8 protein-coding genes and 1 tRNA gene are annotated in these 12,768 nt (G+C 59.4%); all 9 read left to right on the top strand.

From position 1 onward, the window contains the following. Nucleotides 1-41 precede the first annotated feature (41 nt). Nucleotides 42-257, top strand: a complete 216-nt coding sequence (gene rpsU / locus CAF77_RS03360; protein WP_002551877.1) for a 30S ribosomal protein S21 — start codon at nt 42-44, stop codon at nt 255-257. Nucleotides 258-737: 480 nt separating this feature from the next. After that, nucleotides 738-2,705, top strand: a complete 1,968-nt coding sequence (dnaG, locus tag CAF77_RS03355; protein WP_064380327.1) for a DNA primase — start codon at nt 738-740, stop codon at nt 2,703-2,705. 67 nt (nt 2,706-2,772) lie between these two features. Continuing rightward, complete coding sequence (gene rpoD, locus CAF77_RS03350) at nt 2,773-4,620, top strand: RNA polymerase sigma factor RpoD (RefSeq protein WP_039768067.1); 1,848 nt, start codon at nt 2,773-2,775, stop codon at nt 4,618-4,620. 125 nt (nt 4,621-4,745) lie between these two features. Further along, complete coding sequence (locus CAF77_RS03345) at nt 4,746-8,492, top strand: bifunctional diguanylate cyclase/phosphodiesterase (protein ID WP_064380325.1); 3,747 nt, start codon at nt 4,746-4,748, stop codon at nt 8,490-8,492. 15 nt (nt 8,493-8,507) lie between these two features. Further along, a tRNA-Ile gene (locus CAF77_RS03340) sits at nt 8,508-8,584 on the top strand. 203 nt (nt 8,585-8,787) lie between these two features. Next, the gene (locus tag CAF77_RS03335) at nt 8,788-9,348 is read left to right on the top strand and encodes a PBECR2 nuclease fold domain-containing protein (RefSeq protein WP_064380324.1); all 561 of its coding nucleotides are present in this window, start codon (nt 8,788-8,790) and stop codon (nt 9,346-9,348) included. 308 nt (nt 9,349-9,656) lie between these two features. Next, nucleotides 9,657-10,118, top strand: a complete 462-nt coding sequence (locus CAF77_RS03330) for an Lrp/AsnC family transcriptional regulator (protein WP_007959884.1) — start codon at nt 9,657-9,659, stop codon at nt 10,116-10,118. A 146-nt stretch (nt 10,119-10,264) separates the two neighbouring features. After that, a complete protein-coding gene (locus tag CAF77_RS03325; RefSeq protein ID WP_064380322.1) occupies nt 10,265-11,947 on the top strand; it encodes an NAD(P)/FAD-dependent oxidoreductase in 1,683 nt (560 codons plus the stop codon). A gap of 12 nt (nt 11,948-11,959) precedes the next feature. Beyond that, a complete protein-coding gene (locus CAF77_RS03320; protein ID WP_064380321.1) occupies nt 11,960-12,754 on the top strand; it encodes a carbon-nitrogen hydrolase family protein in 795 nt (264 codons plus the stop codon). The last annotated feature ends 14 nt before the right edge of the window (nt 12,755-12,768 follow it).

The raw sequence follows: 12,768 nt of genomic DNA, 5'->3' as shown, positions 1-12,768 counted from the left end.
GCGAGGATGTTGACCCCGGTAATGAATGAAGGTAGCTCTGGATGCCAGCCGTCAAAGTTAAAGAGAACGAACCCTTCGACGTAGCTCTGCGTCGTTTCAAGCGCTCCTGCGAAAAAGCCGGTGTACTGGCTGAAGTTCGTAGCCGCGAATTTTACGAGAAGCCAACTTCTGAGCGTAAGCGCAAGGCAGCTGCTGCTGTTAAGCGTCACGCCAAGAAAGTTCAGCGCGAACAGCGCCGCGCCGTTCGTCTGTACTAATACATAGACGATCGTAGCAAGCTTCTGCCAAGCCCGGCCCTCAGCCGGGCTAATGGCATTTGCGTAAAACGCTTGATGCTTCACCGTCGAAGCCGCAGATGCGACCGAGACAAACCCGCTTCACCGCGTCAGGCCTGGCTCTTTTGCCAGCGGTGCACGTCTTTTCTGACGAGCCTTTCAAGGCTACTGACGAGCACACCCACTGATTCCTCTTACGACGATCAGCCCAAGGCACCTGCTTGCGTGCCCGCTTCATGAGCTATCCGAGGCCGATCGCCGGCCGCCAGCGGATTCAGCGCAACATTTTCGAATAGTCGAAGACTGATGAACACTAACGTCAGTGGATTTTCGGCAGATACACTTCCCGACAGCGATTACGCAAACGACACCGGTCGAGCCGCCCAATGTGCGCGCATCACTCAATGACCCGCGTCCGGCTGCCTTTCGCAACGGATCCCTTACAGCACAGACGAGAACGCCATGGCCGGGCTGATTCCCCAGAGCTTCATTGACGACCTTCTGAACCGCACCGACATCGTCGACGTGGTCAGCTCGCGCGTGCAACTGAAGAAGGCCGGCAAAAACTACACCGCCTGCTGCCCCTTTCATAAAGAGAAAACCCCGTCGTTCAGCGTCAGCCCCGACAAGCAGTTCTACTACTGCTTCGGCTGCGGCGCCGGTGGCAACGCCCTTGGCTTTCTCATGGATCACGACAACCTGGACTTCCCCCAGGCTGTCGAAGACCTGGCCAAAGCCGCCGGCATGGAAGTGCCGCGTGAAGAAGGCGGCCGCTCGAACAAACCGCGCCAGCCGACCGACTCACCGCTGTACCCGCTGCTCACCGCCGCCGCCGACTTTTATCGACAGGCGCTCAAAAGCCATCCGGCACGCAAGGCAGCGGTGGATTACCTCAAGGGTCGCGGCCTGACCGGCGAGATCGCCCGCGACTTCGGTCTCGGATTCGCACCACCGGGCTGGGACAACCTGCTCAAACACCTGAGCAGCGACACCTTGCAGCAGAAAGCCATGATCGAGGCCGGCCTGCTGATCGAAAACGCTGAAACCGGAAAACGCTATGACCGCTTCCGCGATCGCGTGATGTTCCCGATCCGCGACACCCGCGGACGGATCATCGCCTTCGGCGGCCGAGTACTCGGCGATGACAAGCCAAAGTACCTGAACTCGCCGGAAACTCCGGTGTTCCATAAAGGCCAGGAACTCTACGGCCTGTATGAGGCACGCAAGAACAATCGCAACCTCGACGAAATCATCGTCGTCGAGGGCTATATGGACGTCATTGCCCTGGCCCAGCAAGGCCTGCGCAATGCCGTCGCGACACTGGGCACCGCCACCAGCGAAGAACACCTCAAGCGCCTGTTTCGCGTCGTGCCGAGCGTGCTGTTCTGCTTCGACGGCGATCAGGCCGGCCGCAATGCTGCCTGGCGCGCACTGGAAGCAACACTGCCCAGCCTGCAGGACGGACGCCGTGCACGCTTTCTGTTTCTGCCCGAAGGCGAAGACCCGGACACATTGATTCGCGCCGAGGGCACTGACGCCTTCCGCGCCCGGATCAATCAGCACGCGCAGCCGCTGGCGGACTACTTCTTCCAGCAACTGACCGAAGAAGCCGACCCGCGCTCGCTGGAGGGCAAGGCCCACATGGCCACGCTCGCAGCACCGCTGATCGACAAGGTACCCGGCGCCAACCTGCGCATCCTGATGCGTCAGCGCCTGACCGAGATCACCGGCCTGAGCAGCGAGAGCGTCAGCCAGCTGGCCCAGAGCGCACCGCAGGAAGCGCCGCCGGCCTACGACCCGGGCATTGATTACGACGCCATGCCGGACTACAGCGACTACCATCAGCCGCAGGCACAGGAAATGTATGTGCCGCAGCAGGAGTGGACGCCGAAGAAACCCGGTGCCGGCGGCAAGAAATGGGACAAAAAACCGTGGGACAAGAATGGCAAGCGCGGGGGTGATCGCGACCAACCACGTGCCCCACGCGTGCCGGCCGCCGTCGAACCACCGACCCTGGCCGCCCTGAGAACCTTGCTGCATCACCCGCAACTGGCGGAAAAAGTCGAGGACGCCGGGCACTTCGCGGACGAGAACCAGACCAACGCACAACTGCTGGTGGCACTGCTCGAAGCCGTACAGAAGAATCCCAAGCTAAACTCATTTCAGTTGATCGCGCGATGGCACGGAACCGAACAGGGTCGCCTGCTCAAGGCGCTGGCGGAAAAGGAATGGCTGATTGACGGAGACAACCTTGAACAACAGTTTTTCGACACCATTACTAGCTTGTCAGCCCGCCAACGCGAGCGAAATCTGGAACAACTGCTCAGGAAAGCGCGTCAAAGCGAACTGAGCGCCGAAGAGAAAAATCAACTGCGCGACCTTTTAAGTCGCAATGTTTCCGCATCAAACCCGACCTCAACTGGCGCGTGAGGTCATAGCTCAGGTATAATCCTCGGCTTGTTTTTTGCCCGCCAAGACCTTCAGTGGATAGGGTGTTATGTCCGGAAAAGCGCAACAGCAGTCTCGTATTATTGAGTTGATCAAACTGGGTCGTGAGCAGAAGTATCTGACTTACGCCGAGGTCAACGACCACCTGCCCGAGGATATTTCAGATCCGGAGCAGGTGGAAGACATCATCCGCATGATTAACGACATGGGGATCCCCGTACACGAGAGTGCTCCGGATGCGGACGCCCTTATGCTGGCCGACGCCGATACCGACGAGGCCGCTGCGGAAGAAGCAGCCGCTGCGTTGGCGGCGGTGGAGACCGATATCGGTCGCACCACTGACCCGGTGCGCATGTACATGCGTGAAATGGGTACGGTCGAGCTTCTGACTCGTGAAGGCGAAATCGAAATCGCCAAACGTATCGAAGAAGGCATCCGTGAAGTGATGAGCGCCATCGCGCACTTCCCCGGCACGGTTGACCATATTCTCTCCGAGTACACTCGCGTCACCACAGAAGGTGGTCGCCTGTCCGACGTTCTGAGCGGTTACATCGACCCGGATGACGGCATTGCGCCGCCTGCCGCCGAAGTGCCGCCGCCGATCGACGCGAAAGCGGCGAAAGCCGAAGAATCCGACGACGATGACGATGCCGAAGCTTCCGATGACGAAGAAGAAGCCGAAAGCGGTCCGGATCCGGTCATTGCCGCACAGCGCTTCGGTGCTGTCGCCGATCAGATGGAAATCACCCGCAAGGCCCTGAAAAAGCACGGTCGTCACAACAAGGCGGCGATTGCCGAACTGTTGGCGCTGGCCGAGCTGTTCATGCCGATCAAACTGGTGCCGAAGCAATTCGAAGCCTTGGTCGAGCGTGTTCGCAGCGCCCTGGATCGTCTGCGTCAGCAAGAGCGTGCGATCATGCAACTGTGCGTACGAGATGCTCGTATGCCTCGTGCCGACTTCCTGCGCCAGTTCCCGGGCAACGAAGTCGACGAAAGCTGGTCCGACGCCCTTGCCAAAGGCAAGAGCAAGTACGCCGAAGCCATCGCCCGCGTGCAACCGGACATCATCCGTTGCCAGCAGAAGCTGACTGCGCTGGAAACCGAGACCGGCCTGACCATCGCCGAGATCAAGGACATCAACCGTCGCATGTCGATCGGTGAGGCGAAAGCCCGCCGTGCGAAGAAAGAGATGGTTGAAGCAAACTTGCGCCTGGTGATCTCCATCGCCAAGAAGTACACCAACCGTGGCCTGCAATTCCTCGACCTGATCCAGGAAGGCAACATCGGTCTGATGAAAGCGGTGGACAAGTTCGAATACCGTCGTGGTTACAAGTTCTCGACTTATGCCACCTGGTGGATCCGTCAGGCGATCACTCGCTCGATCGCCGACCAGGCCCGCACCATCCGTATTCCGGTGCACATGATCGAGACGATCAACAAGCTCAACCGTATTTCCCGGCAGATGCTGCAGGAAATGGGTCGCGAACCGACCCCGGAAGAGCTGGGTGAACGCATGGAAATGCCTGAGGACAAGATCCGCAAGGTATTGAAGATCGCCAAAGAGCCGATCTCCATGGAAACCCCGATCGGTGATGACGAAGACTCTCATCTGGGTGACTTCATCGAAGACTCGACCATGCAGTCGCCAATCGATGTCGCCACTGTCGAGAGCCTGAAAGAAGCGACCCGCGAAGTGCTGTCCGGCCTTACTGCCCGTGAAGCCAAGGTACTGCGCATGCGTTTCGGTATCGACATGAACACCGACCATACGCTCGAAGAAGTCGGCAAACAGTTTGACGTGACCCGTGAGCGGATCCGTCAGATCGAAGCCAAGGCGCTGCGCAAGCTGCGCCACCCGACGCGAAGCGAGCATCTGCGCTCCTTCCTCGACGAGTGATACCAGAACCCCCGGCCCAGGCCGGGGGTTTTGTTTTTACGGCAGATTAAATACCCAGCTCCGCCCTCCCCCGCGCACAGCCCGTCTACACTCGAAACATTCCCCCGAGCCATAACGAGACCGTTATGCCCAGACTGGCGTCCGTGCTTTTTTTGCTGCCACTGATGATCTGGACCGCAACGGCTGACGCGCTGACTCTGAACGATGAAGAACGTAGCTGGCTGGCGGCTCACCCGGACCTGCGCCTGGGTGTCGATGCGTCGTGGCCACCCTTCGAGTTCCGCGACGATCAGAGCCGCTATCAGGGCCTGGCTGCGGACTATATCGATGTGATTCGCCAACGCCTGGCGATCAAACTCACGCCCATCGAGCCGGTGAGCTGGACGGTCGTGCTCGAACAGGCGAAAAACGGCACGATCGACCTGCTGCCGGGGATCATGTCTACCCCGGAACGCCAAAGCTACCTCTCATTTACCCGCCCTTACCTCGACTTTCCGATCGTCATCCTCGCCCACGTCGGCGGCCCGCAACCGCGCAAGCTCGAGGAGCTTTACGGTCTGAAAATCGCCGTAGTGGAAAACTACGCCCCCCATGAGCTGCTGCGCACCCATCACCCCGACCTGAACCTGGTGGCAATGCCCAATGTCAGCTCCGCGTTACAGGCCCTGGCCACCGATGAAGTGGACGCAGTGGTTGGCGACCTGGCCTCCAGTGTCTGGAGCCTGCGCCAGCTCAAACTGGATGGTTTGTATGTCAGTGGCGAAACCCCTTATCGCTACCAACTGGCGATGGGCGTTCCTCGGGACAACAAAATGCTGGTGGGGATTCTGGACAAGGTGCTGGCCGACATGTCCCCGGAAGAAATCAGCAGCATTCAGGAGCATTGGGTCGGCAACGTCCTCGATCACCGGACATTCTGGTCGGATCTGCTGATTTACGGGTTACCGGGCCTCTCGCTTCTGGTCATCGTGCTGGCGGTGGTGATCCGCATCAACCGTCGTCTGAGCTCGGAAATTGCCCGACGCATCGACCTCGAACAGGAGCTGCGCAGCAGCGAATACCATTATCGCGGACTGGTGGAGAGTCTTTCGGCCATCGCCTGGGAAGCGCGGATCAGCGATTTCACCTACAGCTATGTGTCGCCCCACGCCGAAGACCTGCTCGGCTATCCGCTGTCTCATTGGCTGATTCCGGGCTTCTGGCGCAACATCATTCACCCGGCCGATCTGACCCGCGCCCAGAGTTTCTGCGATCACGAAGTCTTGGCTGGACGCGACCACAGCCTCGATTACCGGGTGATCACCGCTGACGGCCGCTGCCTGTGGGTGCGCGACATCGTCAGCCTGATCGAACACGGCCACGAGCCGGTGATGCGCGGTCTGATGATCGACATCAGTGAAACCAAACGCACTGAAGAGGCGCTGCGCCTGTCGGAACAGAAGTTCGCGTCGGTATTCCAGCAATGCCCGGACATCCTGGTCATCGCCCGGCTCTCGGACGGCTGCCTGCTGGAGGTTAACGAGGCTTTTGAGGAACAGATCGGGCTCAAGGCCGAAGAGGTGATTGGCCAGACCGCCACCGAACTCAACATCTGGGGCATTCCCGGAGTCGGCCCGGGCCTCCTTCAGCGCCTGCAAGCCGGCAGCATTCGCAACCTGGAGATGCCCTTTCGCCGCAACAATGGTCAGGTGTTCACCGGGCTGATTTCCGCTGAACCCTTCGAGCTCGACACCACGCCGGCGCTGGTCGTGGTGGTGCGCGACATTACCCAGCTCAAGGAAACCCAGCAGCAACTGCAAACCTCCGAAGAGAAGTTCGCCAAGGCCTTCCACGCCTCGCCTGACGGTCTGCTGCTGTCGCGCCAGAGCGATGGTCTGCTGCTGGAGGTCAACGAAGGTTTCAGTCGTATCACCGGTTTCAACAGCGCCATGTCGGTGGATCGCTCGGCGCTGGACCTGGGCATCTGGGTCAACCTCAACGAACGCAAGCAAATGCTCGACCTGCTGCACCGCGACGGGTTCGTTCGCGACTTCAGCTGCCATATCCGCCGCAGCGACGGGCAGATCCGCCTCTGCGAGGTGTCCAGCCGTCCGCTACCGATCGGTGAAGAAGACTGCATGCTGACCATCGCCCGGGACATCACCGAACGCCACCTGATGCAGGAAAAACTGCAACAGGCCGCAACCGTGTTCGAAAGTACCGCCGAAGGCGTGTTGATCACCGACACCCAGCAACACATCAGTGCCGTAAACCGGGCGTTCACCGAAATCACCGGTTACAGCGAAAGTGAAGCGCTCGGTCATACTCCGCGCCTCCTTGCATCCGGTCTGCACGACAGCGCGTTTTATGCGGCGATGTGGCATCAATTGACCGACGAAGGCCATTGGCAGGGCGAAATCTCCAACCGGCGCAAGAACGGCGAACTGTACCCGAGCTGGCTGACCATCAGCGCCGTGCGCAACCGCGACAAGTTCATCACCCACTTCGTCGCAGTATTTGCCGATATCTCCAGCCTCAAGCACGCCCAGGCCAAACTCGACTACCAGGCGCATCACGACCCGCTCACCGGCCTGCCGAACCGCACGCTGTTCGAAAGCCGTCTGTTGATGGCACTCAACAGCCAGCAGGAAAACGGCGGCCAGGGCGCGGTGCTGTTCCTCGATCTCGACCGCTTCAAGCACATCAATGACAGCCTCGGTCACCCGGTCGGTGATTTGCTGCTCAAGGGCATCGCCGTGCGCCTCAAGGAACAACTGCGTGATATCGACACCGTGGCGCGGCTGGGGGGCGACGAGTTCATTATTCTGCTGCCCGGCCTGCAACAACCCGGCGATGCCGACAACATCGCCACCAAATTGCTGAACTGCTTTGGCGCGCCATTCCAGGCCGGCGAGCATGAGTTTTTCATCAGCGCCAGCATCGGCACCAGCCTTTACCCACGCGACGGCTGCGATGTCGCGACCCTGATCAAAAATGCGGACGCGGCGATGTACCGCTCCAAGGCCAAGGGTCGCAACCGGGTCGAAAGCTACACCCGCGACCTCACCGCCCAGGCCAGCGAACGGGTAGCACTGGAGCACGAACTTCGCCGGGCCATCGAACGCGAAGAGTTGTATCTCTATTACCAACCGAAAATCAGCCTCGACGATCACAGCCTGGTTGGCGCCGAAGCTCTGATCCGCTGGCGCCACCCGAACTTCGGCGATGTGCCACCGGAGCACTTCATCCCGCTGGCGGAAGAGAACGGCATGATTCTGCAAATCGGCGACTGGGTGCTGGAAACCGCCTGCCGGCAGATGTTCGAGTGGGGCCAGATCTATGAATCCCTCGGCCCGCTGTCGGTGAACCTCGCCGGCGCACAACTGCGCCAGCCGAACCTGCTGGGACGCATCGAGCAACTGCTCAAGGACAACCGCCTGCAACCGGAATTACTGCAACTGGAAATTACCGAAAACTTCATCATGAGCCAGGCTGAAGAAGCCCTGGCGGTGCTGCACCAGCTCAAACACCTGGGCGTGCAACTGGCCATCGACGACTTCGGCACCGGTTATTCCTCGCTGAGTTATCTCAAACGCCTGCCACTGGACATCCTCAAGATCGACCAGTCTTTCGTCCGCGGACTGCCCGACGACCCGCACGACGCGGCAATCGTGCGCGCCATCATTGCCCTGGGCCGCAGCATGCAATTCACCGTGATCGCCGAAGGCGTGGAAACCCAGGCCCAGCAACAATTCCTCGCCGCCGAAGGCTGTGAACAGATCCAGGGCTACATCGTCAGCCTGCCGCTGCCGCCCGAGGAATTCGCCGCGACGTTTCTTCGCATATCCGTATCGGATTTTTCGGATAGCACAGCCGAGAAACCGTCGCTATAATCCGCGGCCTACTGAGGGCCTATAGCTCAGTTGGTTAGAGCAGAGGACTCATAATCCTTTGGTCCACGGTTCAAGTCCGTGTGGGCCCACCAAACATGAAAAAGCCGCGCTTATGTGCGGCTTTTTTTCGCCTGTCGTTTGGCGATTACGGTCGTTACAAGCGCCATACTCGGAAGACTACCGCGAGGTCTGTAGGTTATTTCCCAAGCTGTGTTTTCACTCAGTTTTCGGCCTTGTTGGCCTTTTCTCCGAACGAGTAATCTCCGGGCGCCGCTGTTCGCCAGGGATTACTTTCATGCTCGTGAATGCTGCGCCACTTATAAAAGAATCAGGTGGCCAACAAACATGGATCGACTTAGCTTTGCCCGACCTGCGAACACTGGCCAGGGAGCTTCGCTCGGCCGCAATTGATGAAGTGAAAAGGGCAGACGATGCGCAAGGAGCCCTCAGAATTCTCCTGACTCATTTCGGATTCATCGATGAGGCATTACTCGCAGTCACTATCCTCACACCGATCAGAAACGTTGCGGTCATGAGGGACAAACTCGCCCACATCGTCGAAAAACGTGCTGACTCACGAGAGCGCTACGTTCGGCATGCGATTGACACGCTGACGGGGCCGTTTGAAATATGGAGAGTGCTGTACGACAACGGCGGATACCGCATGGCTTTCATCAACGCCTATGAGGCAAAAAATGACATGCTCGTCGTGGTAGATGTCAGGCACGGACACGTCCTGTGGAACTTCATGCATGCTCCGGCAAGAGCGATGAACAAGCACCGTCAGGGCGAACTTCTCTACAAGAGATACATTCTTCAGGACAAACAAAAAGAGGAGCCTGTTGGCTCCCCTTGAATATTTGAATCCTGATATTGGCATCCTCAGGAAATGGGATGAAGAGGTCTCACCTTACACCGATGTTGCAGCATCGCTGAGGTACCTACGTCTGCTGAGGCCCTGCAAGGCAGCAGATTTCGCGCTCTTGAGGCCATTTTTGATAAAGGCAGCAGGCAAGTCAAATCATTTGTCTGTTCTTTTGTTTCAGTTAAATCCCCGATCCGGTGGCTGCCTGATCCCCCGCCGCTCAATCAGCGCTCACAAGCGCCTCGCCGTACGAGCCTGTAACATGCAGCCACATTGATCCGTACCGCTGGAGCCTGCCCTTGCCCGACATCCGCCCACCCGTGCTCGATGAAATCGACCGCCAGCTGATCGCTGCTCTGCAAATCAACGCCCGTGAAAGCGTGGCGATGCTGGCCAGACAATTGGGGATCGCCCGCACGACCGTGACTTCACGACTGGCGCGGCTGGAAAAGGCCAAAGTCATCACCGGCTACGGCGTGCGTCTGGGCCAGCGCGTGGTGGACGGCGGATTGCAGGCTTACGTCGGGATCAAGGTGCAGCCACGCTCCGGCAAAGAGGTGTTGCGCCGTTTGAGCGCAATGGCTCAGGTGCAGCAATTGTGCGCGGTGAGTGGCGAATTCGATTATGTGGCGTGGCTGCGGACCGATTCGCCGGAGCAGCTTGATCAACTTCTGGATCAGATCGGCAGCGTAGACGGTGTGGAGAAAACCACGACCTCGATCATTCTCAGCAGCAAGATTGATCGCGGCCATCCAGTCTGACCAATAAAATCGTCAGATTGCAGCACATACACTCAAAACGACGACACATTGCGTCTTATTAACGTGTTCTACGCTCCCTAGAATGGCTGGCATCTTTTCCTATACTCAGACGCGCCTCCAGCGTCGGGTCGCCAGCAAGGTCAGCCATGAACAAGAACAATCGTCATCCTGCAGACGGTAAGAAACCGATCACCATTTTCGGCCCGGACTTTCCTTTCGCCTTCGACGACTGGATCGAACACCCGGCCGGTCTCGGCAGCATTCCCGAGCACAACCACGGAGCCGAAGTGGCCATCGTCGGGGCCGGCATTGCGGGTCTGGTGGCGGCGTATGAGCTGATGAAACTCGGCTTGAAGCCGGTCGTTTATGAGGCCTCGAAGCTTGGCGGTCGTCTGCGTTCGCAAGCATTCAACGGCACCGACGGCATCGTCGCCGAGCTCGGCGGCATGCGTTTCCCGGTGTCCTCCACCGCGTTCTATCACTACGTCGACAAACTCGGCCTCGAGACCAAGCCCTTCCCCAACCCGCTGACCCCGGCCTCCGGCAGCACCGTGATCGACCTGGAAGGAAAAACCCATTACGCACAGAGCCTGAAGGATCTTCCTGCACTGTTCCAGGAAGTGGCTGACGCCTGGGCTGACGCTCTGGAGGCCGGCTCACAGTTCGCCGATATCCAGCAGGCGATCCGCGACCGTGACGTGCCGCGCCTGAAAGAGCTGTGGAACACGCTGGTTCCTCTGTGGGACGACCGCACCTTCTACGACTTCGTCGCCACGTCGAAAGCCTTCGCCAAACTGTCGTTCCATCACCGCGAAGTGTTCGGCCAGGTTGGTTTCGGTACCGGCGGCTGGGACTCGGACTTCCCCAACTCGATGCTGGAAATCTTCCGCGTGGTGATGACCAACTGCGACGATCACCAGCACCTGGTGGTCGGCGGCGTCGAACAAGTACCGCAAGGCATCTGGCGTCATGCGCCGGAGCGCTGCGTACACTGGCCGGCAGGCACCAGCCTGAAATCGCTGCATCACGGTGCCCCGCGCTCCGGGGTAAAGAAAATCGCCCACGCGCCTGACGGACGTTTCGCGGTCACCGACAACAATGGCGACACCCGCGAATACGCCGCCGTACTGACCACCTGCCAGAGCTGGCTGCTGACCACCCAGATCGAATGCGACGAAACCCTGTTTTCGCAAAAGATGTGGATGGCCCTGGACCGCACGCGCTACATGCAATCATCGAAGACCTTCGTGATGGTCGACCGCCCGTTCTGGAAGGACAAGGACCCGGAAACCGGCCGCGACCTGATGAGCATGACCCTCACCGATCGCCTGACCCGCGGCACCTATCTGTTCGACAACGGCGACGACAAACCCGGTGTGATCTGCCTTTCGTACTCGTGGATGAGCGATGCACTGAAGATGCTCCCGCACCCGGTGGAAAAACGCGTGAAACTGGCGCTGGATGCGTTGAAGAAGATCTACCCGAAGGTCGACATCGCCGCGCGGATCATCGGCGATCCGATCACCGTGTCGTGGGAAGCCGACCCGCACTTCCTCGGTGCGTTCAAGGGCGCCCTGCCCGGCCACTATCGCTACAACCAGCGCATGTACGCGCACTTCATGCAGGACGACATGCCGCCGGAGCAGCGCGGCATTTTCATCGCCGGCGACGACGTATCGTGGACGCCGGCCTGGGTGGAAGGCGCGGTGCAGACGTCGCTTAACGCAGTCTGGGGAATCATGAAGCACTTCGGCGGGTCCACACATAAAGAGAACCCTGGCCCGGGTGATGTGTTCAACGACATCGGCCCGATCGCCCTGCCCGAGTAAGAGGAATCTTCAATGCGTGTAGCCCTTTACCAATGTCCACCGCTGCCACTGGAACCCGCCGCCAACCTTCAGCGCCTGCACCAACTGGCGATGGAAGCCAAAGGCGCCGACCTGCTGGTGGTGCCGGAGATGTTCCTGACCGGCTACAACATCGGCAAGGAGGCGGTCGCGACATTGGCCGAGGTCTACAACGGTGAGTGGGCCCAGCAAGTCGGACGGATCGCCAAGGCTGCCGGCCTGGCGATCCTTTATGGTTACCCGGAGCGCACCGCCGAAGGACAGATCTACAACGCTGTGCAGTTGATCGACTCGAGCGGCGAGCGCCTGTGCAATTACCGCAAGACGCATCTTTTCGGCGATCTGGATCGTTCGATGTTCAGTCCCGGCGATGGTGAGTTCCCCATCGTCGAGCTCAACGGCTGGAAGCTGGGTTTCCTGATCTGCTACGACCTGGAGTTCCCGGAAAACGCCCGGCGCCTGGCCCTTGAAGGCGCCGAGCTGATTCTGGTGCCGACAGCCAACATGATTCCTTTCGATTTCATCGCCGACGTTTCCGTGCGCTCTCGCGCCTTTGAAAACCAGTGCTACGTGGCATACGCCAACTATTGCGGCCACGAAGGCGATATCCATTACTGCGGGCAAAGCAGCATCGCCGCGCCGGATGGCAGCCGCATCGCCCAGGCCGGACTAGACGAAGCACTGATCGTCGGTGAGCTGGATCGCCAGTTGATGGCCGACTCGCGCAGCGCCAACCGCTACTTCAACGACCGCCGCCCCGAACTTTACGACGCGCTCAACAAGCGCTAATCCGCTAGCATTGG

It is taken from the genome of Pseudomonas sp. R15(2017) (genome assembly GCF_002112685.1).
Taxonomy (GTDB): Bacteria; Pseudomonadota; Gammaproteobacteria; order Pseudomonadales; family Pseudomonadaceae; genus Aquipseudomonas; species Aquipseudomonas glycinae.
This window is presented reverse-complemented; position numbering and strand designations above follow the sequence as displayed.